Origin of the sequence: uncultured Sphingomonas sp., from assembly GCF_934560975.1 — a bacterium.
In the GTDB taxonomy this organism is placed as follows: Bacteria; Pseudomonadota; Alphaproteobacteria; order Sphingomonadales; family Sphingomonadaceae; genus Sphingomonas_I.
Map to the genome: position 1 here is coordinate 145,068 of NZ_CAKTFO010000003.1, position 26,235 is coordinate 171,302.

Sequence of the window (26,235 nt, forward strand, 5' to 3'; positions counted from 1 at the left end):
GCGGCGGCTTGTTCAGTTGTTTTGGCTGGTGCGAGCTGTCCTGCTGATGTGGGATCCCATCCATCGGTCGGTACTGGACAGTCCAAAGCCTGGGGGATCACCCTTGCGCCTCCCGGGCTCCCGCCGCCGCGGGAGCATTATTCTCCATTCTAGCAAAGGGTCGCTGACTGGCGCGACCGCCTGTTGCTGTAAGCGGCCGAGCGCCGGCTTGCAGATAGCGGTCCGGACTTACCGGTCGATGCTGGCCATGGAGGCTTGCGGGTAGCGCAGGCCCTCGGCTGCGTCTGGCGGCAATATGGCGTCGATCTGCCGCAGGTCGGCCTCGCTCAGCGTGACGTCGAGCGCGCCGAGATTGTCTTCCAGATAGGTGCGCCGCTTGGTGCCGGGGATCGGCACGATGTCCTCGCCCTGCCGCAGCACCCAGGCGAGCGCCAATTGCGCCGGTGTGCAGCCCTTGTTCGCGGCCATCGTCCCGATGGCGGCGACCAGGTCCAGGTTGCGGGCAAAGGCATTGCCCTGGAACCGGGGATGGTTGCGGCGGCTGTCGTCCTCCGCCAGGTCCTCGGGCGATGTGAATTGGCCGGTCAGGAAGCCGCGGCCGAGCGGGCTGTAGGGAACGAAACCGATGCCGAGTTCGCGGCAGGTGGGCAGGATTTCCGCCTCCACATCGCGGCTCCACAGCGAATATTCGGTCTGGAGCGCGCTGATCGGGTGGACGGCATGCGCGCGGCGGATCGTGGCGGGCGCGGCTTCCGACAGGCCGAGATACTTGACCTTGCCCGCCGTTACCAACTCCGCCATTGCGCCGACCGTGTCCTCGATCGGCACTTCGGGATCGACACGGTGCTGGTAATATAGGTCGATCACCGCCAGGCCGGTGCGGCGCAGGCTGGCGTCGCAGGCCTGACGGACATAATCGGGGCGGCCGTTCACGCCCTGGAAACTGCCGTCCGTACCGCGTACATTGCCGAACTTGGTCGCGACCACGACCCATTCCGGCCGTTCCCGAACGACCCGGCCCACCAATTCCTCGTTGCTGCCCATGCCGTACATGTCGGCTGTGTCGAGAAAGGTGACGCCGAGATCGAGCGCGCGGTTGATGGTGGCGACCGCCTCGCCCTCGTCACGGCTGCCGTAGAAATCGGACATGCCCATGCAGCCGAGGCCGAGCATGGACACTTCCAGGCCTTGTTGGCCGAGCTTGCGGGTCTGCATGGCACGTCTCCTTTAATGTGGCACGGTGTTCGGGGTCAGCGGGGCAGGGCGGCATCCGGGTGGAGGATGCTCTCCGCCCGCAGATCCTCCCAGAAGGCGGCGGGGATCTTCGCCCGCAGCGCCGCATGGTCGGCCAGCATGTGGCTGGCGCTGGCGGTGCCGACGATCAGCGCGGAGGCGACGTCGGGCGCCAGGCTGAACTGCAATGCGGCGGCGACCACATCGACGCCGTGCCGCCCGGCGATGGCGCGCAACGTCTCCAATCGCACCCTTTTGTCGTCTGGGATCAGCGTATTGCCTTCGCCATAATTGTAGCGCGGCGCACCGCCCAGAAAGCCGGCGTTGAGCGCCGACCCGACCACGAAACTGACCCCCTTTTCGCGTGCCTTTGGAAATACTTGCTCCACCGCGTTGGCATGATCCACAAGGGAATATTGGCTGGCAAGGAGGTGCACGTCGCTGTCCGCGACTTCCAGGCAGCGCAGGATCGGTTGCGGGCAGTTCACCCCCATGCCCCAGCCGTCGATCACCCCCTGCTCGCGCAGGCGGGTCAGCGCCGGAAAGGCACCCTGTTCGGCGATGGGCCACAGCGCCTCCCAATCGTCGGGCAGGTAGGCATTATCGGGCGACAGATCATGGACGAACACGATGTCCAGCCGATCCAGGCCGAGGCGCTGCAAGCTGTCCTCGATCGAGCGCAGCACCCCGTCGGCACTGTAGTCGAAATGCGGCGTGTTGGGGGATGTGGTGAACGGGAAATATCTGGCGGCCTGATTGTCGCGGCTGGCGCGCAGCAGCTTGCCGACCTTGGACGAGATCACGAACTCGTGCCGGGGCTTGCGTGCCAGGAACCGGCCGAAGCGCCGTTCCGCCAGGCCCAGGCCGTACCAGGGCGACACGTCGAAATAGCGCACGCCCGCATCCCAGGCGGCGGACAAGGTCGCGTCAGCCTGCTCGTCGGTGGCGAACTGGAACTCGTTGCCGATCGCCACCCCGCCGAGGCCGAAATCGTGTGGAGGACGGTAACGTTGCGCAGCCATGGGTGAAGTCCTTCGTGATCGCGATGGTTAACAACCCGGAACCCCCGCCCAAGTATCCGCCAGCCGAACCGTTCTCGCGCAATGTCCGCTGCGGCGAAATGCAGTCCTCACCCATGTTGTGGCGCACGATGCGGCTTCCACTACCTGCGCCACAGGACAAGGCCTGCACAGGGGGCGCCGGATGGTGGATCGGGACCGAACGACACGCGGAGGCGAGGACTCCTATCATGGGGATGCAGGATCGCCCTCCCGCCGCGCCGAAGGGCGGTTTGCGGGAAGGGCCGCTGGTGACGGATCAGGTGCCGGCCGCGATCGGGATCATCCGCGCTCGACCGCCAAGATCTTTTCCCACCCGATCCATCCGATGCTGGTGCCGTTTCCGATCGCGTTCCTGACCGGCGCGTTCGTGACGGACATCATCTACGCCCGCAGCGAAAACCTGCTGTGGCAATATTTCTCCATCTGGCTGATCACGGCCGGGCTGATCGCGGGCGCGCTTGCGGCGGTGGCGGGGTTCATCGACTATTTCGGGGACCGGCGCGTGCGCAAGGCGCGTCCGGCGACGCCGCACATGCTGCTCAACGTCCTGGCCATGGTGCTGTCGCTGATAAACGCCTTCGTCCACAGCCGTGACGGCTGGACCGCGGTGATGCCGCAGGGCCTGATCCTGTCGGGTGTCGTGAGCGTCATTCTGGTGGTCAGCGCCTGGCTGGGCGGATCGCTCACCTACCGTCACGGCGTGGGTGTCGCGCGATGATCCGCGTCGCCATCAAAGCCGGCCCGGCGCTGGCCATGCTCGCCCTCGGCCTGTCCGCATGCAGCGATCCGCCGTTTGACGAAACCAAGCAGGTCGGCGCAAACCCGCTGCTGCCCGAGCCGAAGCAGTATCTGTTGCCGCCCATCAAGGTCTCCCCGGGTGAAGGTTGGAAGCCGGGGCAGACGCCGACCGTCGCCGCGGGCCTTCAGATCAAGGCGCTCGCCACCGGGCTGCAGCACCCACGCATGGTCTATGTCCTGCCCAACGGCGACGTGTTGGCGGTGCAGGCCAAGTCGCCCCCGCCCGAGCCGGTGAAGCGGCCCAAGGACCCGATCGTCGCCCTGGTGAAGAACAAGGCCACCGCTTTCCCCGGCGGACCCAAGGCGGCGAGCCGGATCACACTGATCCGCGATGCCGACGGCGACGGCACGCCCGAAGTGCAGGTGACCTTGCTCGATCATCTGAACTCGCCGTTCGGCGTCGTGTGGATCGACAACAATCTGTACGTCGCCAACACGGACGCGGTGGTGCGCTATTCCTTTGTGCCCGGCCAGACCCGCATCACCGCGCCGGGGCAGGTGCTGACGCCATTGCCCGGCGGCCCGATCGACCATCACTGGACCAAGAGCCTGACGGTCAGCCCCGACGGCCAGCGGCTCTACGCTACCGTCGGCTCGAACAGCAACATCACGGAAAACGGGATGGAGGCGGAAAGAGGCCGCGCCGGCGTGTGGGAGATTGACCGCGCGACCGGCCGCGCGCGCGAGTTCGCCACCGGCTTGCGCAATCCCAACAGTCCGCATTTCTATCCCGGAACCAACACTTTGTGGGTGGTTGTGAACGAACGGGATGAATTGGGCCCGCACCTGGTTCCCGACTATCTCACGTCGGTCCGGGATGGCGGCTTCTATGGCTGGCCGTACAGCTATTATGGCCAGCACGTCGATCCGCGCGTGCGCCCGCAACGCCCCGACATGGTCGCGCGCGCCATCAAGCCGGATTATGCGCTGGGCAGCCATGTCGCGGCGCTCGGCTTGACCTTCTACGACGCGGATGCGCTGCCGGCTCACTACCGGGGTGGCGCCTTTATCGGCGAGCATGGCAGCTGGGACCGCTACAGTCCGTCCGGCTACAAGGTCGCCTTTGTTCCGTTCCGCGACGGCCGTCCGGCCGGGATGGTGGAGGATGTGGTCACGGGCTTCCTGGATCGAAAGCGGGGACGGACGTTCGGCCGCCCGGTCGGACTGGCGGTGGACCGCACGGGCGCGCTGCTGATCGCGGACGATGTCGGCAATACGGTGTGGCGGGTCACGGCGACGGGCGCGCCGGTCAGGCCGCCGGCGGGGGCAGGGGCGGCCGCTCGCTGACCCGCCCCGACAGGATGATGGTGATGCGATCTTCTTCTGCGGCTGCGTCGGTACTCACCTGTAGCGCGATTTGGACCCTTGCCTTTGTGACGAGCGGTGTGGCCGCCCAGTCTGCTCCCGATCCACGCGATGCGCGGATCGATGCGCTGGAGGCGCAGGTGAGGGCCCTCACACGAACGGTGGAGGCGCTGAGCCGAGCAGCCCAGCCGGGTGCGGCCGCCGCCAGCCCGCAGACGCGCGGAACGGAGGTTGCCACGGCCGCAGTCCCGACGTCTGCCCCCGCTGCAAGTCGCGCGTCGGGCGACCGGCCGGCCCGGATCACGCCGTCGCGGAGCCCGGACCAGCCGCGACCGGTCGTTTCGTCGGAACCCGGCCCCAATCAGGGCTTCGCGACGTTTGAGGGCGCACACCCATCCATCCACAGCATGGATGGGCGCTTCGCCGCCATCCTGCACGGCGTGCTCCATTTCGACGGCGGCGGCTATTTCCAGAAACGGGCCGGGCCGCTGACCACCGACCTGCGGCGGGGCGGCGGCGCCAACGATGCCGGCCATGCCCGCGACCTCAGCAACGGCACCGTGCTGCGGCGGGCGCGTATCGGCATCGATGGCCATCTGTTCGACGATTTCGAATATAACGTGCTGCTCGACTTCGGCGGCTCGGGTGTCGAGGATGCGGGCCATGTGTTCGAACTCTGGGCGCAATATAGCGGGATCGAGCCGTTTCACCTGCGGGTCGGCGCCTTTGCGCCTTCGATCGGGTTGGAGGACCAGAACTCCGTTCAGGGCATGCCCTTGATGGAGCGGCCGGCGATCAGCGATATCAGCCGCGGCATCGCCGGCGGGGATTTCCGCGAGGCGATCCAGCTGACCGCCGCGCGCCGACGCTGGTTCGCGGCGCTTGCGCTGACCACGCGGACGGTGGGCACGATCAACACCGGCGGGTCAGGCACGGCGCAATCCTTTGACCAGAATTTCGGCGGCGTGGCCCGTCTGGCGGCGATCCCGTTTCAAGGGAAGGACTGGCTGGTCCATGTCGGCGCGCATGGCAGCCGCGTGTTCAGCGTCAGCGATGCAGGCGGGCCGGACGGCGCGGACGGCGACCTCCGCCATCCCGTGGAGCTGCGCGAACGGCCGGAGCTGCGCACGGACGGCACGCGGCTGATCGACACCGGCACGATCGACGCGCGCCATGTCAACGAGGTCGGCCTGGAACTCGCCGTGCAGAGCCGGAACGTCTATGTGCAGGGCGAGTATGAGTTCATCGGCATCGAGCGCCGCGACCGCAGCCTGGAGAACCCGCACTTCGGCGGCTGGTATGTTGAAGGTGGCTGGGTGCTGACCGGCGAGCGCCGCAAGTATAATACGGGCACCTTCGCCTTTGACGCGCCGCCGGTATCGCGCGTGCTGGATCCCGCCAAGGGTGGCTTCGGCGCGGTGGAGCTGGTCGGGCGTTACTCCTATGTCGACCTGAACTACAAGGCAGGCGCGCGCGGCACCGCGATCTCGCTCGACGGCGTGCGCGGCGGGGAGCAGCGGATCGTGGCCGCTGGGATCAACTGGTACCTGAACCCGGTGCTGCGCCTGATGCTGGATTACCAGCATGTCCGCGTCCGCCGGCTGTCGCCCGATCCGACCGCCTATGCAACGCCGCTGGGTGCCGAGATCGGGCAGTCCTACGACACGGTCGCGGTCCGCTCGCAACTGGCCTTCTGAGCGCGGGCGAAGGCGACGGGAGAGCCACGCCCGCAGGCATGGCCCTCCCCAATGACGAACCCCGCGCGTCCGATCAGAAGCGGTAGGCGGCGGTCACCGTCACGTCATGCCGCACGAACCGGCTGTGGCTGCGGCGCAGGTCCGTGCCGGTGCTGTTGGCGAGCAGGAACGGGTTGGTGGCCGGCGCGGTGCCGCGCTCGACGCCCAGGCGATACTTGCCGTCGGCCAGGCTGGTGAAGCCGTAGAGCGCACCGATCGAGAAATGCTCGCCGATCCGCTGCTCCACGCCGCCGCCGACCGTGTAGCCCCAGCGATCGTCCTTGTAGCTGTTCTGCCGCGCGTCGTCGCCGTTGGCATCGACAAAGGCATTCGCGTTGTTGGTGGTCCCGAAGCGGGTGCGGACGCGCCCATAAGCGAGACCACCGGTGCCGTAGACCAGCGTGTCGTTGAAGCCGTAGCCGGCACGCGCGCGAACCGCGCCCGTGCCGCGCAGGCTGCGTGTCAGCACGTAATTGGCCGGCGTGGTGCTGAAGCCCGTCACGCTGTCGTTGACGTGCGAATTGCCATATTCCGCGACCACGCCGACGACGATGCCGCCGCCCGCGATGTTGGGCAGTTGATAGTCGAAGCCGACCATGCCGGTATAGGTGACGGCATCCTTGTCGTCGGCGCAACCGCCCGCCGGGAGCGAGGTTGTTCCCTCCGCGCCGCAGAAGCCGGGCGAGAAGGCGTCCGCGCCGGCGGCGGTGCGAACGGTGTCGCCGAAGCGACCATCGCGATTGGTGTCGAAGTCGAGCCGCTCGCTGCCGTCCTTCGGCTGCCAGCTATAGCCAAGCCGGCCGCCGGCATAGGCGCTGGTCCAGGACGAAGCCTCCTGAGCCAGTGCTGGCGTTATCGCGGTGAAGGTGGCCGCGGTCAGCAGCAGGCTCTTGATCATTCGGTATCTCCCGGGAGGATGCGCTGAGGTGCGCACGGGGCTAACCCAGGTTGATGAAGCCCGTTCCGGGTTCCGCGCCCGCGACACTATTTGTCACGGGCGGGCCAAACATTGTGCGGGTTCAGCCGCTGAGCGGCAGGTTCAGCGTGCCGCCTCGCTCTTCAGGAAAGCAACGACGTCGGCGCGATCCAGCGGGTCGGGGATGCCCGAAAACATCATGCGCGTGCCAGGTGCGAAGCGTTGCGGATCCTTCAGCCATTCGGACAGGGTTGCCGCATCCCAGCGGCCGCGTTTCGCCTTCAGCGCATCGGTATAGCCGAAGCGCGCTGGCGCCGGCGATGGGCTTGCCGACGATGCCGAACAGATTGGGCCCGTTGCGATCGGGTGCGCCCTGGCCGATCGTGTGGCAGCCGGCGCATTGGCCGAACAACCGCCCGCCGCGCTCCGCATCCGCGACCCGCATCAGGGCAGCGGGGGAGGGGTTCTGCCCCGCCGCCTTGCGCCGTGCATCCACCTTCGGGTCGGAACAGCCCTGCAGCATGACGCAGGCCAGACCGGCATGGAACGCCGCCTTCGCCATGCGATGGCGCCCGCGCGCGATCGCGGCGGTCCAGGGTGCGGCCGACGATGTACCCACGTATTTCTCCTTGCCCTTTGGATCGGTCTTGCCGCCGCCCGGCGACGACCGGTCCGGGCTTTCCGTCTCGCTACTCCGCCGGGCCAAAGCGTCACCGGTCGTGCAATGCGGCAAGGGCGATCCCGGCCAGATTCTGGGCCCGTTTGACGTAGCGGATGCGCACGCCTCCCCCGGGCCTTGGCAGCGCGCGGAACACCGCCAGGTGGTGCAGGCACGAGGGTGGGCAGCGTACCGCATTGTTGGCCTGCGCGATCACCGCCGCCGCATCGCCCAGCAGCACCGGATCGGTCAGGTCGATGGCATGCGCGATCCGCATCGCTTCGATCAGCGCCAGCCATTCGGCGTCCATGCTGCCGCCCGCGCCGAGATCGCGCCTGATCGTGCTGCGGCCGCCGACCACCACCGCCAGTTCCATGCCGGACGGACGGCTGCCCCCGTCGAAGAACAGCTTCACGCCATCAGCCATGCGCCGGGCGCAATGCCCTCCAGCGACCAGTCGCCGATGCGCCACCGCACCAGCCGCAACGTGGGATGACCGATCGCCGCCGTCATCCGCCGCACCTGCCGATTGCGTCCTTCGCGGATCGTCAGCATGAGCCAGCAATCGGCGATGCTCTGGCGGACGCGGATCGGCGGGTCGCGCGGCCACAAAGCGGGATCGTCGATCCGCGCGGCCTCGGCCGGGCGGGTCGGCCCGTCGTTCAGCATCGGCCCGGCCCGCAGGCGATCCAGCGCCGCTTCGTCGGGCGATCCCTCCACCTGGACCAGATAGGTCTTGGGCAGCTTGAACTTCGGGTCCGCTATCCGCGCCTGCAAACGGCCGTCGTCGGTCAGCAGCAGCAGCCCCTCGCTGTCGCGGTCCAACCGGCCGGCAGGGTAGACCCCGGGCTGGTCGATGAAGTCCGACAATGTCGCACGCGCCGTTTCAGTACCGCGATCGGTGAACTGGCTCAGCACGCCGTAAGGCTTGTTGAACAGGATCAGGGTCATGCCGCCACAAGGCTGAGCGCCACCGCCTCCGCCACCTTGATGCCATCAACGGCGGCGGAGAGGATGCCGCCGGCATAGCCCGCCCCCTCGCCGGCGGGGAACAGGCCGGCGGTGTTGAGGCTCTGCAGATCGTCCCCGCGCGTGAAGCGGACGGGGGAGGAGGTGCGCGTCTCGACCCCCGTCATCACCACGTCGGGATGGTCGTAGCCCCGGATCTGCTTGCCGAACACGGGCAGCGCCTCGCGCATCGCCGCCACCGCAAAGTCGGGCAGGCATTGGGCGAGGTCAGTCGGCTGCACGCCCGGGCGATAAGAGGGCACGACGCTGCCGAGCGAGGTGGACGGGCGGCCCGCCAGGAAATCGCCCAGCCGCTGCGCCGGCGCCTTGTAGTTGGACCCCCCCGCGACAAAGGCGCGCTCCTCCCAATGCCGCTGGAGCGCGATGCCGGCGAGCGGGTCGCCGGGAAAGTCGCGCGCCGGGTCGATCGCCACGACGAAGCCGGAATTGGCGTTGCGTTCGTTGCGCGAATATTGGCTCATGCCGTTGGTGGCGACGCGGCCCTCTTCGGACGTGGCGGCCACCACCGTCCCGCCGGGACACATGCAGAAGCTGTAGACCGTGCGTCCGTTCGAGCAGTGATGCGAGATGTGGTATTCCGCCGCGCCGAGGATGCGGTTGCCGGCATCCTGGCCGAACCGGGCCTGGTCGATCCACGACTGGGGATGCTCGATCCGGACGCCGATGGAGAAGGGCTTGGCCTCGGCATGGACGCCGGCGGCGTGGAGCATCTCGAACGTGTCCCGCGCGCTATGCCCGACCGCCAGTACGACATGCCCGGCCTCCAGATATTCGCCCGTGTGCAGGTGGAGCCCGCGCAGCCGCCGCTGCCCCGTGCCGTCCGTCGCGACGTCCAGCCCGTCGACGCGGGTGGAGAAGCGATATTCGCCGCCCAGTGCCTCGATCGTCTCGCGCATGTTTTCCACCATGGTGACCAGCCGGAACGTGCCGATATGCGGGTGCGCCTCCGTCAGGATCTCCGGCGGGGCACCGGCCTTGACGAACTCGGTCAGCACCTTGCGGTTGAGGTGGCGCGGATCCTTGATGCGGCTGTAGAGCTTGCCGTCGGAAAAGGTGCCGGCCCCGCCCTCGCCATATTGGACGTTGGATTCGGGGTTGAGGACGCTGCGCCGCCACAGTCCCCACGTATCCTTGGTCCGCTCCCGCACCACCTTGCCGCGTTCCAGCACGATCGGGCGGAATCCCATCTGCGCCAGGATCAGGGCCGCGAACAGGCCGCATGGGCCGGCGCCGATCACCACCGGGCGCGCAGCGTCAGGGCAAGCGGTGGCGACCGGGTGGTAGCGTGTGTCCGGCGTCGGCTGAATGTCGCGATCCCGGCGGAAGCGCGTCAGCACCGCCGCCTCGTTCTTCAGGGTGACATCGACCGAATAGACCAGCGATATGGCGGCGCGGTCACGCGCGTCATGACCGCGCCGCACGACCGAGTAGCGGATCAGGTCGCGCGGGGTGATGCGCAGCCTTTTGTAGAGGGCTGTCGGGATCGCTTCGTCGGCATGGTGGAGCGGCAGTTTCAACTCGGATACGCGGATCATGGCCAGCGCCTTACATCGGGATCGCCGCGCTTGCTAACCTTTGCCGGGCCGGCCGCAGGTGGGACAAGGTCAGATCTGGCCCGAAAAGCTGTGCATCGGCAGCAAGGCCGCGCCGAGCGTGATGGGCGAGCCGGTCAGGCCCGACACCTCCACCGGCGGCCTGCGATCGCAGATGGTGGAAACAAGGTCGGCGCGCTTCAGGCGTTGTCCCAGCCCGTCCAGTATCTCGGCCGGAAGCGGGCCGGCCAGCACGATCGCGCCGGGATCGAACCAGGCGAAGGCGGTGTTGCAGACAAGCTCCAACTGGCCGGCGGCCCGGTCCATCCACCGCTCGATCGTGGCGCGCTGCGCCGGCGCCGCGGGGTCGATCTCCGCGACGGAAGAAATCGGGCAGCCTTCGTTGCGCAGGGTGGAGAGAAGGTCGAGCGGGCTGGGCCGTGGCTGGTCGATCGGGAACAGGCATCCGACCTCGCCCGCGACGCCATGCTGGCCACGGATCAAGCGCCCGTCGACGATGATCCCGGCACCGATCCCGTAGCCCAGCAGCAGCACGGCGATGGTCGAGAATTTGCCCATGAGACCGGCCAGGTAGAATTCGGCCAGGGCGGCGGCGTTGGCGTCATTCTCGATCCACAGCGGCCAGCCGAACGTGTCCGCCATGATCGCGCGCAACGGGGCGCCGCGCCACTCCGGCAATGCGTCCACCACGCTCCAGCGATCGCCCGCCGGGGATAGAGCCGGGCCGGGCACGGCGATGCCGATACCCAACATGCGCCGGCCGAGCAGGCGGTGCCGGTCCACCAGCATGTGGGTGAGGGTGCGGACGCGCTCCGCAAAGTCGCGCGGGTTGATCGGGGGAATATGCTCGCTGTGGGCCGCGATGGTGCCGCCGGCAAAGTCGATCAGCGCAACGTCGAGCACGCCTTGGTGCGCCGTCGCGCCGACCGCATAGCCGCCGGCAGGCGCGATCCGTAGCGGAACCGACGGCCGACCACGCCGGCTGGGCCCGCCGCCGTTCACTTCCTCCACCACCTCCAGCGTAAGCAACTCACGCGACAATTTGGTGAGCGCCGTGCCGCTCATCTCCAGCCGGGCGGCGAGCGCGGAGCGGGAGGACGGTCCACAGGCGCGAAGCTCCCGCAGCACGCGCCGGTGATCCTTGCCCAGAACAGGGATACGCACGCTCATCTCCCGGTAAGATCGGCCGCAGCCGCACCGCTGATCCGTCGCCTTATATTAATTGCTTTCCAGAAAATAAATAAAAGCGTCATGGAAGCCGACCAATGGCCCCTGCGACAGCCTCGATCGAGGCCAGCGACCATGCAGGGGATTTATGCTCAAGACGATTTTCGCAGGCACCGCGCTGGGCGCGATCTGCTTCAGTCTCGCCACGCCGGTTCAGGCACAGGCGGACACGCCGCCGCAGTCGCGGGCTGACGCAGCCACGCCGGCGGGCGGCGCGAGCGCGCAGGACGCGCCGGGCGACGCGCCTAGCGACATCATCGTCACCGGCTCCACCCGCGCCCAGCGCCGCTTCGACGTGTCCTATGCGATCAACACCATCTCGCAGCGCGACGTGGAGAAGATCGCGCCGGTCAACTTCGCCGACCTGATCGGGCAGCTGCCCGGATTCCAGACGGAAATCACCGGCGGCGAGGTGCAGAATATCTACCGTATTCGCGGCCTGCCGAACGATGGCGGCTTCGTCAGCTTCCAGCAGGACGGGCTGCCGCTGTTCCACGAAAATGACGGCGTGTTCTTCCGCGGCGACGCCATCCTGAAGCAGGACCTGATGACCGATCGCGTCGAAGTGGTGCGCGGCGGCCCGGCTCCTGTCTACGCCAGCTATTCGGGCGCGATCATCAACGCCATCACCGTCACCGGCAGCGACGTGGCGCGTGGCAAGGCGCAGGTCACGCTGGGCGACACCGGCCTCTACCGTCTGGACGCCTATCAGGCCGGGCCGGTCAGCGACAATACCTATTACGCCATCGGCGGCTTCATCCGCTATCATGACGGCTATCGTGACAACGGCTTCCCCAACGACAAGGGCGGCCAGATCCGCGCGAACCTGAAGCATGACTTCGACAATGGTTCGGTCAAGCTGAGCCTGAACTACGTCAACGATCACAACGTCTTCTATCTGCCGATCCCCACCAACGACCCCCGCAATCCCAGCGTGTCGCTGAATCGCTACATCGATTATTTCGACGGCACGATGAATTCGCCGGCACTGCGCAACGTCAACCTGCTGTACCGGGACGGCGTCGGCCAGATCCAGAGCCGCAACAGCGACCTGTCCGATGGCCGCCACATGCGGATGGTGAATTTCGGCGCGCAATATGACGGCGATTTCGACGGATGGCTGGTGCAGGCCAAGGCCGGCTACACGCAGGGCAAGCTCGACTTCACGGCCTTCTATTCCACCACCAACCCGGCTGATGGCAACGGCTTCGCCAACGGCTACCTGGCGCGTGCCCGGACCGCGTTCGGCAATGTCAGCTCGCTCGGCTATGTGCTGGCCGGAACCACTACGGCTTATGATCCCTATGCGGCGTCCGGCCTGGTCATGCAGGGCCAGTATCGCGACATCCATTCGGATTTCTATTCGGCGCAGGGCACCGTCTCCGTCGCCAAGAAGCTGGACACCGGCATCGGCAGCCATGACGTGAAGCTGGGCCTGTATGCCAGCGTCTATGGCGAAGACAGCAGGACGCTGTACCAGAATTACCTGATCGAGGTGGCGGGCAAGCCGCGCACGCTCGACCTGGTGGCCTATTCGGCGGGTGGCGCGGAACTCGGCCGGGTGACCGACAATGGCGTGCTGAACTACGCCGCCACGCTGAACCAGGGCGATTCCGACGCCAAGATGTTTGCCATCTTCGCCAACGACACCTGGGAAATCGCGCCGGGTCTGCACATCGATGGCGGCATCCGCCACGAACGCTACAGCTACAAGGGCTGGGCGGCGCTGACCGGGCAGGCCAATCTGGGCGATGCGACGACGCTGGCGGACGACACCACCCGCGCCTTCACCGGCGTGATCCTGAACCAGAAGGGGAAGCCGCACGCCACCAATTGGACGGTCGGCGCCAATTACGACTTCAACAACCATGTGGGCGTCTACGGTCGCGCCTCGCACCTCGAAACGCCGCCCAGCGTCCAGACGGTGATGAGCATCAATCCGACGATCCTGACCACCAAGGCGGATCAGTTCGAAGCGGGTCTGAAGCTCGCCGCCGGTCGCTCCTACCTGTACGTCACCGGCTTTTACACCAACTTCGATCCGCTCAACGCCTCGTTCCTCGCCTTCGACCCGACCACGGGTCGCAACGACGTGAACGTGCCGTTCATCGGCGAGGCGCAGGTCAAGGGCGTCGAATTCGATGGCGCCTGGTCGGTCACGCCATGGTTCACGCTGAACGGCGCGCTGACCGTCAGCGATCCCAAGTACAAGAATTTCCAAAGCGCGACCGGCGCCGATCCGGAACAGGCGGAAGGCAATCAGATCGTGCGCCAGCCCAAGATCTACGGCAACGTCCGGCCGAGCTTCGATTTCCAGACCGGCGGCACCGACGTGTCGATCTATGGCCGCTACACCTACATGGGCAAACGCTACGTCGATCTCTACAACAACACGGCGCTGCCGGCTTATGGCACGATCGGCGCGGGCGTGACGCTGCGGCGGGATCGCTGGCAGGTGCAGGTGGTGGGCGACAATCTGTTCAACGCGCATGGCCTGACCGAGGGCAATACCCGCACGGACTCGCTCAGCGGGCAGGGCAATGCCAAGGCCATCTATGGCCGGCCGATCTTTGGCCGCAATGTCCGGCTGGTCGTAGGCAAGTCGTGGTAACAGGGCGATCGTGGCCCAGGCTGGCCCTGGTGGCGGCCTGCGCCTGGTCGCCGCTCGCCGTCGCGCAGGCGGCGGATGGCGCGGCGGCGCAAGCCCCGGTGGCGCGGGATCGCGTCGCGGACGCCTTGTCGCGGCGGCTCTTTCCGCTCCTTGCCGGCGTCGCGGAAAGCCGGCGGCTGGACACGCGGCCGGGCCTCACGCGCCTGTTGGCTGCCCGGGCCGCGCGGCGCGACGCCTGCGGCACGGACACGCTGTGCGAGGCGCGGGCGCTGCTGTGGAGCGATGCCGAGGTCGAACCGCTGATCGCCGCGCTAGTGCCGCTCGCGCGCGCTTCCGCCGTCGTTCCTCCGGATGACGGGATCGAGGCGGGATTGCGGCGGGAGGTGCAGGGCGTGAATGCCGTGATCCAGGTCTATGCGCTAGGTGCCGCGCCCGCTTACCCCCTGATCGACGGGCCCGGCATTCCGGTCGACGGGGCGGAGGCGCAGACCCGGCGGCAAGCCGCCCTGGCACTGGCCCGCACCCCGCGCGCCGGATCGCTCCAGGCGCTGGATCCGGCGATGGAATTTGCCGTCTCCGTGCTCGACACCAACGACCGGACCGATGCGATCGCCTTCGATCCGTTGTCGGGCGGCGACAATGCGGCGGCGATGACGCGGGCGCGGTGGATCGACTGGAAACGGCTTCGCTACAGCGCGATGATCGTCACCGGGGTCGGTCCCGAGGTGACGGACATGCCGTTGAGCCCGCTCGGCAAGCTGCACCTGCGGCTGGCGGCGGATCGGTTCGCGCAAGGCGACGTGCCGTTCATCATCGTCAGTGGCGGACGTGCGCACCCGCGCGCGACCCGCTTCGTGGAGGCGGAGGAAATGCGCCACGCCCTGATCGATCGCTACGGTGTGCCCGCCGACGCAATCCTAGTCGAGCCTTATGCCCGCCACACCACCACCAACCTGCGCAACGCCACCCGCCTGCTGATGGCGATGGACGCTCCGCTGGACCGCGATACGCTGATCGTCTGCAACCCGATGCAGAGCGCCTATATCGAAAGCCCTCCGTTCGCGGCCCGCAACCTGAAGGAGCTGGGCTATGAACCCGGTGCGGTCGGCCGGCGTCTCTCCCCGACCACGCTGGAGTTCCGCCCGTCCGCCAAATCGGCGCGCGTCGATCCGCGCGACCCGCTCGATCCCTGATCCCTCCATGCGGAGATCCCCCATGCATCGTTTCACCAGATTTGCTTGCGCCGTCCTGCCGGCGCTCGCGCTCCATGCCACGGCGGCGCAGGCATGGAGCGACCGGGCCCATGCGGTGATCGACCGCGCCGCGATCGACGCCATTCCGGATGACGGCCCCGTCTTCCTCCGGCGACATGTCGACTATATCGCCGCGTCGTCCACGCTGCCGGACAGCTGGCGCGGCAATGCCGAGAATTTCTCCAAGATCGAGGAAGATCCGAACCATGGCTGGTTCAGGGAGCAGTTCGCCTTCCTGAAGCCGATCCCGCGATCGCGCTACGAATTCGTGATCGCGCTCTACAAGCAATATGAGCGCATCAAGGATACGGATCCGGAAACCGCCCGGCGCACCAACGTTCGCTGGACGGGCACACTGCCTTATGCGGCGATGGAGGCGTATCAGCGCCTGATCGTCTGCATGCGCGGCCTCCGCGCAGCCCAGGCGGCCGGCCAGGACACCCGCTTTGCCGAGCAGAATTGCGCGTTTCAGGTGATCCGGCTCGGCCATTATGTCGGTGACGGCGCGCAGCCGCTGCATGACTCCGTCAACAGCGACGGATGGCGTGGCGACAATCCCAAGGGCTATACGCGCGACCGTTCGATCCATGGGCGGTTCGAGGGGCAGTTCGTCGACGCGATCGGCCTGACCACCGGCGACATTGCCGGTCGGATCGGTGCGCCGGGCCATCGCGGCGGCGACATGTTCGACGCTCTCCTCGCCTTCCTGGACGATGCCGCCGGCAAGATGGAAACCGTCTACAGGCTGGAACAGCGCGACGGTTTCGCCAATCCGGCCGACAAGGACGTGCGCGAACTCGTCTATCGCCAGACGGCGGCGGGTGCGACAATGCTGCGCGACATGATCTGCCGTGCCTGGGCGGAGAGCGCGCGACCGCCCGAACGGGTCCAGCCGTCGCCGATCGATCCGGCCAATCCGCGCTACAATCCGGAAACCGGCTCCGCCCCCGGCTGATCAGGCGGGGCGGGGCCGACGGCGCTCCAGCGCACGGATCACGCCGGCATGGCGGGCATGGCCGATGTCGAACCGCGGCAGCAGCAGCACGGCGGCGAGACAGCCGGCGATCGGCACGCCCAGGCCAAGCGCCAGCATGCCGGCCCGTACCGCCGCGGACTGAACCTCTCCCGGCATGTAGCCCAGCCACCCCAGGCACCAGCCGATCAGCGCGGTTGAGCCTGCGCCGCTGGCCTTCACCACCACCAGATAGGCGGCGAACAAACCCGTCTCGAACCGCCGGCCATGGCGCCAGGCGACGAAGTCCACCACATCGGCCAGCAGGCCCCAGGGCAGCATGTAGATGCTGGCCAGGCCTACCCCGATCAGCATGCAGCATGACGCCAGCAACGGCGGGGAATGCGGGCAGGCCGCAAACAGGATCAGCCCGAACGCCGCCACGGCATGTCCGGCGGCCAGCAGCACGCTCTTGTCATAACGGCTGGTCAACGCTGTCCACAGCAGCACGCCCAGGAACTGCCCCGCCGTCACCGCCAGCAGCAGCGATCCGGCCAGGGTGGGCCGGCCAATCACGTAAGTGGTGAGGTGAAGCAGCATCCGCACGAATGCGGGCGCGGCAAAGCCGGTAATGATGGCGAGCAGCGCCATGGCCAGCACCAGCGGGTCGCGCACCGGTATGGCCAGGCCATCGGACACGGTCACGGCGCTGCCGGCGGGGTCGGTGGGAGACGCCAGCGCGGATGCGATCAGCGTCGCGGCGAACAGCGCGCCCGCAACCAGCCCGATCGCCGCCAATGTTCCGAAGGTCCGCTGATGCGCCGCCAGCTGCACCGCCGGCGTCAGCACGGAGGCCACTATCAGCGACGACACAGTGCTGAAAAACAGCCGATAGCCGGAAATGCGGCCGCGCGCGCGGCTGTCGCTGCTGATCTGCGACATCACCGCATTGTGCGGTACGTCGATCACGGCATAGGCACCGCGGAAGGCGAGCAACGTGCCAGCCAATATCCCGGTTTGCTGCACACCCAGAGCCGGGATGGCGTAGAGCAAGGCGAATGCCGCACCGCCCGGAACGGCGCCGGCCCCGATCAGCCAGCAATATCCCCGGCCCGACCGCCGCAAGCGGATGACCAGGGCGGCGGCGAGCAGGTCAAAGATCAGGTCGCCGGCCAGCGCGATCAGCATCAGGCTGCCTGCGACCGATCCCGGCAGACCGAACAGGTCGGTCAGCAGGAACAGGATCGTCGCATCCGCTCCGGCAAAGACGAGATTCTTGCCGAAATTTCCCGCCGAGTAAGCGACCAGTCGCGCTTCCCGCCAGCGTGCCGGACCGGTTGCGCCGACGGCGACGGCTGTGCCCGTACGGGACAGGGACGATGGAGAAAGCGGGCTGCGCATGGGTGACCAGAAGCGTCGGGATGTCAGCAAAGTCCGGGCGTTATGGGCGGATCATGTCAGTTGTGCGACAGCCTCCCGCCCGTCGCGCCCATGTTGCCAGATCGCTTCGCCATGCTGTACCCGCAGCCGTCCGGCATCGTCGATCGTGCGAGCGTCAGCTTCCGTACGGGCACGCGTGGGTCAAGGTCCGGGAGAGAGGGACAATGGGCGGAAATCCTGACGGTGTGGCGGCGCATCGATGACCATCGGACGCAGGGAATTTCTGGCGGGCAGCGCCGCTTTGCTCGGCACCCGGGCGGCAATCGCCAACAGTCCGATGGGAACAGCGCGCGGCCCGGTGCAGGCGAGTTGGGCCTCGTTGGCGGAGCATTATCGCTACCCGGACTGGTTCCGCGACGCGAAGCTCGGCCTGTGGTCGCATTGGGGGCCGCAGGCAGTGCCGGCGCAGGGCGATTGGTATGGCCGTTTCATGTACATGCAGGGCCATCCCATGTACGAGCATCATGTCCGTACCTACGGCCATCCGTCCGTGTTCGGGATGAAGGACGTCCAGCATCTGTGGCGTGCCGAGCGGTGGCAACCGGAGGCGCTGGTCGAACGCTACAAGCGGGTTGGCGCGAAATATTTCATGGCGCTGGCGTGCCATCACGACAATCTCGACTGCTATGACAGCCGGTACCATGCGTGGAATTCGCTCCGGGTCGGGCCGAAGCGCGACATTGTCGGCGTGTGGGAACGGGCCGCGCGAAAGGCGGGGCTGAAGTTCGGCGTGTCCAACCATGCCGCGCATAGCTGGCACTGGTATCAGCCGGCCTATGGCTACGATCCGGTCGGGCCCATGAAAGGCGAGCGCTACGATGCCTTTCACCTGACCAATGCTGCCGGTCGCGGCCGATGGTGGCAGGGGCTGGACCCGCAGCGCCTGTATACCGGCCGGCATCAGGTGGTGCCGGACGGCATCGACACGATCGAGGCGATGAATGCGTGGCACGAGGCCCATGACGGTCAGTGGATCGAGAGCGGCCCTCCGAACGATCCCGCTTACGTTGCCAACTGGCTGCTCCGCCAGACCAACCTGATCGCGAAGTACAAGCCCGACCTCTGCTATATGGACGATACTGCCCTGCCGTTCGGGTCGGTTGGGCTGGAAGCGGCAGCGGACTATTACAACCGCTCGATCCAGTGGCATGGCGAGATCGACGTGGTGCTGACCGGCAAGAAGCTGGAGCCGCACCAGATCGGCGGCATCGTTGAAGATGTGGAGCGCGGCTTCAGCGATCGCCTGCGCGCCGAGCCGTGGCAGACCGACACCTGCATCGGCGACTGGTTCTACAACGTCGCGCGGTTGAACGATCGCAGCTACAAGACGGCCGAGGACGTGATCCAGCGCCTGGCCGACGTCGTGTCCAAGAATGGCAATCTGCTCCTGTCCATCCCGCAGCCGGGCGACGGCTCGATCGATGCGGAGGAGGACAAGATCCTGGACGGCATGGAAGCATGGATCAGGACCAATGGCGAGGCGATCTTCGGGTCGCGGCCGTGGCGGCGTTACGGCGAGGGGCCGACCAGGCTGGTCGCGGGCATGCAGAACGAGGGCAGCGCCAGCCCGTTCACCGCGCAGGACATACGCTTCACGACCAACAAGGGGGCGCTCTACGCCCTGCTCATGAAAATGCCCGCCGGTGAGGCGCGCATCGCCTCCCTCCCGCGCGGCTCGGCCGGTGTCGTGGAGCGCGTAACCCTGCTCGGGCGCGGCCCCATCGCGCATCGTCAGGACGAAGGTGGGCTGCACCTCACACTGGAAGCGGCGGCACCGGCCGGCTTCGTGCCGGCGTTGCGGATCGAGGGGCGCGGGTTGGCCTGATCCGCCGCGCAAGGCATGGCTATCGCCTGGCCAATGCCTTCACGATTGCAGCCTGCGCAATCGGTGCCATGCGGTCGTAGCCGGCAGTGAGGGGGTGGATGCCGTCCGTTGTCAGATTGCGCGAAAGCAGGCCGCGATCGTCCACCATCGCCGCGTAATAATCGGCATAGATATAGCCGCGCGCCTTGCAGAGACCCTTTAACCACGCATTCAATTGACGCAACGTCGCGGGATCGCGCTCCTTCACCACGTCGCGTGCCGGTTCGGTGTAATTGTTGATCGGCAGCAGCGATCCGAAGATGACGCGAATGCCGTGGCGATCCGCCAGGTCGGCCATGCTCTCCCAATTCGCCTCGATCTGCTCGGGCGTTTCCTGTTGCAGGAATCCCTGCACGTCATTGACACCCGCCAGGATCACCACCGCCGCCGGCTTCAGCGCCACCACATCCTGGTGGAAGCGCAGGATCATCTGGGCGGTGACCTGGCTGCCGATGCCGCGGTTCACATAAGGCTTGCCGGGGAAGGAGCGCGCCAGGTTCCAGCGATCGGTGATGGAATCGCCCAGAAACACCACTCGCTGCTCACCGGGGCGCGGATCGGCCAGCGCGGCATTGGCGGCGGCGTAGAGGTAGCGTTCGCCGAAATCCTGCATCAGGCTCGGCACCAGCTTTGCACGGAACGGGCCGAGCCATGGCCCCCATTGCCGATCCTGCACCACCCGACGCTCGGAGGAGCTTTGGTAGACGGGCTCAGCCTGCTGGGCTGCGGGCACATCCTGCGGTGGAGCGGCGGACAGCGACGCTGCGAGCGAGAGGGCAAGGGCGGTGACTAGCCATGGCGGTGCAACATTGGTCTTCAAACCCGATTCCCCGCGCAGACGGTCATGGTCGCCGCAGACTTATCCCAGATCCCGATCATAAGCCCGCTCCGCCTCATCGAGCACGTCATAGGCATCGCCGTCCGCCCCGACATTGCCGAAATGCGCCCGCACGTCGTCGGCGCTGCCGGCGCGCGGGAAGTGGCGGTCCAGCTTCACCGCCTTGGCCAGTTCGCCGATCGCGCCCTTGCGGCTGACCTGTGCCAGCAGCCATGCGGCGAACGGTGGAGCCGTCCCCGCCGCCGGCGGCGGCGGCAGGGTCGCGGCCCGAAAGAAAGTCCGCACCTCCGGGGCAGGCGGGGAGGGCGCGACCATCCGCAACTCCATCTGGGCGCACGGCAGGGGGGCGGGCGGATCGTCCGTGTGATCGCGCGGGGTGGCGCGGCTTCGGCGCGGCCTCGGCTGAAGCGGGCGTGCGACGTCGAGCCAGAGCTGTTCGGGCCGGTCAGGACGCTCCAGCGCGGCCATCATGCCGACCCGCCTGCACGGCGGGGATCGACGATCGCCCGTGTCCCGGCACGACGCCGCGCAGGTGCTTGCATGGTTACGCTCCATCACAGTCGAGTCGGCCGCCAGCCGATCAGGCGTCTTAGAACATTAGTGGAACGCTTTCGGCAAGCCCGTTCCAAGCTGCTGAAGGAACGAAGAAAAGCCCGACCATATGCGTCCTTTCACATTGCAGTTAGATAGGTACCTAACTATATAAAGATCGTGACGAAGGTCGATCCCGATCTCCAGCGCCGTCTCGGCGCCCGGCTGGTGCCGCTCGCGCGGTCCTACCGCCGCGCCCTCGATCGTGGGATGGCGGACCTGTCGCTGTCCCACTCCATGGCGCTCGCGGTGATGTTGCTGGGGCGGCTGGGCGACGGCGTGCGGCAGGGTGCGCTAGCGGAGCAGATGGGGATGGAGGCGGCGTCGGTGGTGCCGCTGGTCGATCAGATGGAGCGCGCCGGCTTGGTCGCACGCCAGGTCGATGCCAGCGACAAGCGCGCCCGCACACTGCACTTGACGGAGGCGGGCAGCGATCTGGCCGCGCGGGCCGAGACGCGATCGGCCCGGATCCGCGCGGCGTTGCTGGACGGGATATCGGAAGCGGATCTGCGCACCGCCCTGTCCGTTCTCGATCGGCTGAACGACGCGATCGGCGCAGGCGGGCAGGATTGAGATGGCGCGAATAGGGCTTCGCGAAGTCGTATTTTCGGCCAACACCTTCGCGGCCGCGATGCTGGGCCTGCTCGTCTCCTTCTGGGCCGGGCTTGACCGGCCGTTCTGGGCGATGGCGACCGCCTATATCACCAGCCAGCCGTTGAGCGGCGCGGTGCGATCCAAGGCGGTGTTCCGGTTGGGCGGGACCATCGTGGGCGCATGCGTCACGGTGGTGCTGGTCCCCAATCTGGTCAATGCGCCAATCCTGCTGTCGCTCGCTTTGTCGCTGTGGGTTGCCGTGTGCCAGTTCGTGTCGCTGCTCGACCGGACGCCGCGATCCTATATGTTCATGCTCAGCGGCTACACCGCCGCCCTGATTGGCTTTCCCAGCGTGTCGCACCCCGAGGCCATCTTTGAGACGGCGGTGCTGCGCGCGGAGGAGATCGGGATCGGCGTGATCTGCGCCGCTTTGGTCCACTCCATCGTGTTTCCGCGCAGCGTCTCCGCACTGCTGGGCAAGCGGGTCGCCACCATCATGGACGAGGCACGGGCGTGGACGGTGGACGCTTTGTCCTCCGTACCGCCCACGCGCACCGCCAGCGAGCGGGCGCGGCTGGCGGCCGATGTCAGTGAACTGAACGCCACCGCCATTCACCTGCCGTTCGATACGGCGCGGATCCAGCCGCGCCGCGCGGTGCTGAGTGCGCTGCAGGACAGGCTGGTGATGTTGCTGCCGCTGGTCTCGGCGGTGGAGGACCGATTGCGCAGCCTGGCGGCGCTGGGACCGATCGAGCCGTGGCTGGCGGCGCTGACGGAGGAGGTGCGGGACTGGGTGAGCGCGCCCGGGGAGGTTGACGGCGGAACGCTGATCGATCGCGCGCACGCCATCACTTCCGCCGGTGACCGCAGCTGGCGCGCCCTGCTGACGCTCAACCTGGCGGAGCGCCTGGCCGAGCTGATGGAGCTTTGGCAGGCCACCCGCCTGCTCGCGGCGCAGGTGGTGGAGCCGGAGCGGGTGCTGCCGCCCGCCTTGGACAGGCTGGTCCGCGAACGGTCGGAACGGCCGCTGCACAGGGATTATGGCATGGCGCTGCTGTCGGCGGCGGCCACCTTCATGGCGGTGATGGGCTGTTGCATCTTCTGGATCACGACCGGCTGGCCGGAGGGGGCGGTGGCGGCGATGATCGCGGCGGTGATCTGCTGCTTCTTCGCCACCATGGACGATCCGGTGCCGGCGCAGCAGAACTACCTGATCTGGACCGTCTATTCGGTGGTGCTGGCGGCGCTCTATCTGTTCGTGATCCTGCCGCGGCTGGACGGATTCGTGATGCTGACGGTTGCGCTGGCGCCGGCGCTGCTGCTCGTCGGCATGTTGATGGCGCTGCCGCATTGGTATGGGCGGATGATGCCGCTGATCATCGGCTTCGCCGGGGGGCTGGCGCTGACCAACCAGTTCACGGTGGATGCCGCAGCCTTCTTCAACAGCAACGTCGCGCAGCTGGTGGGCGTGGCGGCGGCGATCATCACCACGCAATTGTTCCGCAGCATCGGCGCGGCGCGGGCGGTGCAGCGGCTGCGTCGGGCAGGGTGGCGCGACCTGGCCGCACTGGCGACGGCCGCGCAACGCGGACGGGCCGACTGGACCAGTCGGATGCTGGACCGCGTCGGCCTGCTCGCCGCACGGATCGGGCAGGTTCAAGGGCAGGATCGCGACGCGGCCACGGCCAGCCTGCGCGAGTTGCGGATCGGGATCAACCTGACCCAGCTGGACGGCGGGGAGCAGCCGTTGCGCGTCGCGATCGCGGACCATTTCGCGGCCCGTGCCGAGGGCAGGGAGGAGGCGCCGCCGCCCGCTTTGCTGGCGCGCATCGACGATGCGATCGCCGGCGGGTGGCACCGTGCCGACCCGGCCGAGCGGCGCCGCATCCTGATCGCGCTGGCGGGCCTGCGCCGCAACTTCTTCCCCGACGCGCCCGCGTGGCAGCCGGACAGGCTGGCGGCATGACCGGGGAGATCAACATTGCCGGCGTGTTCGTCCACCCGCTGCTGCTGGCCGCCTGTCTGGCGTTGCCGCTGGCGCAAGCGGTCGGCTGGGCATTATCCCGCACGGGCTTTTACCGCCTCGTATGGCATCGCGGCCTGTTCGACGTGGCGCTAACCATCGTGCTGTGGGCGGGCATCGGCACCCTTATCACAGGCGGACCGCTCAGCGCCGCCTTTGTTGGCTAGAGATCATGAAACCCTTTGCTTTCGTTCGTCCCGCCGTGGTGTTGCGGATCGTGATCACGCTGGCCGTGGTCGCCGTGGCCGTGATCGCCGCCCGGCGTTTGTGGACCCATTATGAGGTCGACCCCTGGACCCGCGACGGCCGCATCCGCGCCGACGTGGTGCAGGTTGCGCCTGACGTGTCCGGCCTGGTCACCCGCGTGCTGGTGCGCGACAACCAGGCGGTGACGGCGGGCACGCCGTTGTTCGAGATGGATCGCCCGCGCTACCAGCTTGCCGTATCGCAGGCGGAGGCGGCGGTGGCGGCGCAACTGGTGCAGCTTGCCCAAGCCCGACGCGAAGCGCGGCGCAACGTCGAGCTGGCTGACCTGGTAGCGGGCGAGGTGCGCGAGCAGGGCGTCGCCCGGGTCCAGCAACTGACCGCCGCGCTGGAACAGGCCCGCGTCTCGCTCGCCACCGCCCGGCTCAACCTGGCCCGGACGGAGGTGAAGGCCAGTGTCGCCGGCACCGTGACCAACCTGGACCTGCGGCCCGGCGACTATGCCACCGCCGGTCGCCCGGAATTCGCCATCATCGACCGCAGCTCGCTGCACGTCATCGGCTATTTCGAGGAAACCAAGCTGCCGCGCATCCATGTGGGCGATCCGGTCGAGGTCCGCCTGATGGGCGAGGCACGCTCCATCCACGGTCATGTGCAGAGCATCGCCGGCGGCATCGAGGAACGCGACCGGTCGCAAGGCTCCAATCTGCTGGCCAACGTCAACCCCACCTTCAGCTGGGTGCGATTGGCGCAACGTATTCCGGTGCGGATCGCGATCGACCGCCTGCCGCGCGGGCTCGAGCTGGTGGTGGGCCGCACCGCGACCGTGATCGTGCAGCCGCGCGCGCCCGCGCCGCATCCGCAGGGAGCGCAGGCATGATCCGCCGCATCGTCGCCGTCGGCATGGCGGCACTGCTTGCCGGCTGCGCGGCGGTCGGCCCGGATTACCAGCGGCCGGCCGCTGCGATTGCCGAACAGCCGAGCGCGACCGGAGCCTTCGTGTCGGGTGACAGCAAGCTGTTCACGCCGGAACCGGTGCCGGCCGACTGGTGGCGGCTCTACAACGATCCGCTGCTCGACCGCCTGGTTGCCGATGCGTTGAGGGCGAATACCGACCTGCGCATCGCCAGCGCCAATATCGCCAATGCGCGGGCCGGTGCGGCGCTTGCCCGCCAGGCGCGCGAGCCGCAATTCGGGCTGCAGGCCGGGCCGGGCTATGGCCGGCGCTCGGCGGAGGAGGAGCTGCTGCCCGGCGCGGCCCTGCCCAACGCCTTCGTCTATTCGGCGGGCGCGTCCGTATCCTATCAGGTCGATCTGGTGGGGCAGGTCCGTCGCGCGATCGAGGCGGCGAATGCCGACGTCTCGGCAACGCAGGCGGCCTATGACAGCGTGCGCGTCACGGTAGTCGCGGGAACGGTGGGCGCGTATGTGGATGCCTGCGCGGCCGGGCGTGAGGTCCGCATCGCGCAGCAGGCGCTGGCGCTGCAGGCGCGCAGCACCGCGCTGACCCGGCGGTTGAACCAGGCGGGGCGCGGCATCTCGCTCGACGTTACCCGCTCGCTCGCGCAGGAGGCGCAGGTGCAGGCCAGCCTGCCGGCGCTGCTCGCCGCGCGGCAGGTCGCCTTGTTCCGGCTGGCGACGCTGACCGGCCGTCCGCCGGCCGAGTTCGACCGCACGGTGGCGCAATGCTCGGAGGAGCCGCGGCTGACGCGCACCATCCCGATCGGCGATGGCGCAGCTCTGATCCGCCGCCGGCCCGACATTCGCCGGGCGGAGCAGGAGCTGCACGCCGCAACCGCCCGGATCGGAGTGGCTGAGGCGGAACTCTATCCGCAGGTCACGTTGGGCGCGTCGGTCGGTTCGGTCGGCCTCGCGGGAAGCGCGCTTTCCGGCGACACGTTCAAGTTTTCGCTGGGGCCGCTGATCAGCTGGCAATTCCCAAATCGCGGCCGGGTCCGCGCGCGGATCGCGAGTGCGCAGACGCAGGCGGATGCGTCCTTCGCCCGCTTCGACGGCATCGTGCTCGTGGCGTTGCGAGAGACGGAAAGCGCTCTGACCGTCTATGCCCGCGATCTGGACCGCGCCATTGCCTTGCGTCAGGCACGCGCTCAGGCGGCGCGGGCGGCGCGCGATGCGGAGACGCTGTTTCGCGCCGGACGCACCGGCTTCCTGCCGGTGCTGGACGCGCAGCGGACACTGATCAGCAGCGAACAGTTGCTGGCATCGACCGAGAGCAGGATCTCCGCCGATCAGGTGCAACTGTTCTTGGCGCTGGGTGGCGGGTGGCAGCAGCCTGCGGTGGCCGTCAGCCCTCGCTGACGGCGGCCGGGCTCAAGGGTGCAGACGTGG

The 26,235-nt window shown here is 67.8% G+C and carries 23 protein-coding genes; 12 read left to right on the plus strand and 11 right to left on the minus strand.

Features of this window, described 5'->3' with window-relative positions; all coding sequences use genetic code 11:
• Positions 1 to 228 precede the first annotated feature (228 nt).
• Positions 229 to 1,215 (minus strand): aldo/keto reductase, encoded by a 987-nt coding sequence (locus tag Q0D93_RS03810; protein ID WP_294391590.1) that lies wholly within the window; start codon positions 1,213 to 1,215, stop codon positions 229 to 231.
• Positions 1,216 to 1,250: 35 nt separating this feature from the next.
• Complete coding sequence (locus Q0D93_RS03815; RefSeq protein ID WP_294391592.1) at positions 1,251 to 2,255, minus strand: aldo/keto reductase; 1,005 nt, start codon at positions 2,253 to 2,255, stop codon at positions 1,251 to 1,253.
• Positions 2,256 to 2,619: 364 nt separating this feature from the next.
• Here Q0D93_RS03815 and Q0D93_RS03820 point away from each other — a divergent pair, with 364 nt between their 5' ends.
• From Q0D93_RS03820 to Q0D93_RS03830, 3 genes are all read left to right on the plus strand, one after another.
• Positions 2,620 to 3,012, plus strand: coding sequence for a DUF2231 domain-containing protein (locus Q0D93_RS03820; RefSeq protein WP_294391593.1), 393 nt, complete (start codon positions 2,620 to 2,622; stop codon positions 3,010 to 3,012).
• Complete coding sequence (locus Q0D93_RS03825; RefSeq protein WP_294391595.1) at positions 3,009 to 4,379, plus strand: sorbosone dehydrogenase family protein; 1,371 nt, start codon at positions 3,009 to 3,011, stop codon at positions 4,377 to 4,379. The genes Q0D93_RS03820 and Q0D93_RS03825 overlap by 4 nt, the downstream gene beginning before the upstream one ends.
• A gap of 86 nt (positions 4,380 to 4,465) precedes the next feature.
• Positions 4,466 to 6,094 (plus strand): porin, encoded by a 1,629-nt coding sequence (locus Q0D93_RS03830; protein ID WP_294391597.1) that lies wholly within the window; start codon positions 4,466 to 4,468, stop codon positions 6,092 to 6,094.
• A 73-nt stretch (positions 6,095 to 6,167) separates the two neighbouring features.
• Here Q0D93_RS03830 and Q0D93_RS03835 read toward each other — a convergent pair whose 3' ends face one another.
• From Q0D93_RS03835 to Q0D93_RS03860, 6 genes are all read right to left on the minus strand, one after another.
• Positions 6,168 to 7,031, minus strand: a complete 864-nt coding sequence (locus Q0D93_RS03835; RefSeq protein WP_294391598.1) for an outer membrane beta-barrel protein — start codon at positions 7,029 to 7,031, stop codon at positions 6,168 to 6,170.
• Positions 7,032 to 7,152: 121 nt separating this feature from the next.
• Positions 7,153 to 7,668, minus strand: coding sequence for a hypothetical protein (locus tag Q0D93_RS03840; RefSeq protein WP_366510243.1), 516 nt, complete (start codon positions 7,666 to 7,668; stop codon positions 7,153 to 7,155).
• Between the two features lie 91 nt (positions 7,669 to 7,759).
• Entirely contained in the window at positions 7,760 to 8,134 is a 375-nt protein-coding gene (locus Q0D93_RS03845; RefSeq protein ID WP_294391601.1) for a hypothetical protein, read from the minus strand.
• The gene (locus Q0D93_RS03850) at positions 8,119 to 8,658 is read right to left on the minus strand and encodes a pseudouridine synthase (protein WP_294391604.1); all 540 of its coding nucleotides are present in this window, start codon (positions 8,656 to 8,658) and stop codon (positions 8,119 to 8,121) included. Before Q0D93_RS03850 ends, Q0D93_RS03845 begins: the two co-directional genes overlap by 16 nt.
• Entirely contained in the window at positions 8,655 to 10,271 is a 1,617-nt protein-coding gene (locus tag Q0D93_RS03855; RefSeq protein ID WP_294391606.1) for an NAD(P)/FAD-dependent oxidoreductase, read from the minus strand. The genes Q0D93_RS03850 and Q0D93_RS03855 overlap by 4 nt, the downstream gene beginning before the upstream one ends.
• 69 nt (positions 10,272 to 10,340) lie before the next feature.
• Positions 10,341 to 11,453, minus strand: a complete 1,113-nt coding sequence (locus Q0D93_RS03860; RefSeq protein WP_294391607.1) for an ROK family protein — start codon at positions 11,451 to 11,453, stop codon at positions 10,341 to 10,343.
• Positions 11,454 to 11,604: 151 nt separating this feature from the next.
• On the opposite strand from Q0D93_RS03860, the gene Q0D93_RS03865 reads away from it, so the two are divergent.
• From Q0D93_RS03865 to Q0D93_RS03875, 3 genes are read left to right on the plus strand one after another with little or no spacing between them, the layout of a single operon-like run.
• The gene (locus Q0D93_RS03865; protein ID WP_294391609.1) at positions 11,605 to 14,127 is read left to right on the plus strand and encodes a TonB-dependent receptor; all 2,523 of its coding nucleotides are present in this window, start codon (positions 11,605 to 11,607) and stop codon (positions 14,125 to 14,127) included.
• Entirely contained in the window at positions 14,121 to 15,320 is a 1,200-nt protein-coding gene (locus tag Q0D93_RS03870; RefSeq protein WP_294391611.1) for a YdcF family protein, read from the plus strand. Before Q0D93_RS03865 ends, Q0D93_RS03870 begins: the two co-directional genes overlap by 7 nt.
• Positions 15,321 to 15,342: 22 nt before the next feature.
• A complete protein-coding gene (locus Q0D93_RS03875) occupies positions 15,343 to 16,335 on the plus strand; it encodes a nuclease (protein ID WP_294391613.1) in 993 nt (330 codons plus the stop codon).
• Here Q0D93_RS03875 and Q0D93_RS03880 read toward each other — a convergent pair whose 3' ends face one another.
• Complete coding sequence (locus Q0D93_RS03880; RefSeq protein WP_294391615.1) at positions 16,336 to 17,733, minus strand: MFS transporter; 1,398 nt, start codon at positions 17,731 to 17,733, stop codon at positions 16,336 to 16,338. It abuts the gene before it with no gap.
• 238 nt (positions 17,734 to 17,971) lie between these two features.
• Here Q0D93_RS03880 and Q0D93_RS03885 point away from each other — a divergent pair, with 238 nt between their 5' ends.
• Entirely contained in the window at positions 17,972 to 19,597 is a 1,626-nt protein-coding gene (locus Q0D93_RS03885; protein WP_294391617.1) for an alpha-L-fucosidase, read from the plus strand.
• A gap of 19 nt (positions 19,598 to 19,616) precedes the next feature.
• Here Q0D93_RS03885 and Q0D93_RS03890 read toward each other — a convergent pair whose 3' ends face one another.
• Positions 19,617 to 20,456: a GDSL-type esterase/lipase family protein gene (locus Q0D93_RS03890; protein WP_294391620.1), complete on the minus strand. Its 840-nt coding sequence runs from the start codon at positions 20,454 to 20,456 to the stop codon at positions 19,617 to 19,619.
• 39 nt (positions 20,457 to 20,495) lie between these two features.
• Positions 20,496 to 20,945, minus strand: a complete 450-nt coding sequence (locus Q0D93_RS03895) for a hypothetical protein (protein WP_294391622.1) — start codon at positions 20,943 to 20,945, stop codon at positions 20,496 to 20,498.
• Positions 20,946 to 21,185: 240 nt separating this feature from the next.
• Between Q0D93_RS03895 and Q0D93_RS03900 the strand changes: the two genes are divergently transcribed.
• From Q0D93_RS03900 to Q0D93_RS03920, 5 genes are read left to right on the plus strand one after another with little or no spacing between them, the layout of a single operon-like run.
• Complete coding sequence (locus tag Q0D93_RS03900) at positions 21,186 to 21,638, plus strand: MarR family transcriptional regulator (RefSeq protein WP_294391623.1); 453 nt, start codon at positions 21,186 to 21,188, stop codon at positions 21,636 to 21,638.
• A 1-nt stretch (position 21,639) separates the two neighbouring features.
• Complete coding sequence (locus tag Q0D93_RS03905; protein WP_294391626.1) at positions 21,640 to 23,625, plus strand: FUSC family protein; 1,986 nt, start codon at positions 21,640 to 21,642, stop codon at positions 23,623 to 23,625.
• On the plus strand, positions 23,622 to 23,849 hold the full coding sequence (locus Q0D93_RS03910; RefSeq protein WP_294391627.1) for a DUF1656 domain-containing protein: 228 nt from the start codon (positions 23,622 to 23,624) through the stop codon (positions 23,847 to 23,849). Before Q0D93_RS03905 ends, Q0D93_RS03910 begins: the two co-directional genes overlap by 4 nt.
• A 5-nt stretch (positions 23,850 to 23,854) precedes the next feature.
• Entirely contained in the window at positions 23,855 to 24,766 is a 912-nt protein-coding gene (locus Q0D93_RS03915) for an HlyD family secretion protein (RefSeq protein ID WP_294391629.1), read from the plus strand.
• Positions 24,763 to 26,205 (plus strand): efflux transporter outer membrane subunit, encoded by a 1,443-nt coding sequence (locus Q0D93_RS03920; protein ID WP_294391630.1) that lies wholly within the window; start codon positions 24,763 to 24,765, stop codon positions 26,203 to 26,205. The genes Q0D93_RS03915 and Q0D93_RS03920 overlap by 4 nt, the downstream gene beginning before the upstream one ends.
• Positions 26,206 to 26,235 lie beyond the last annotated feature (30 nt).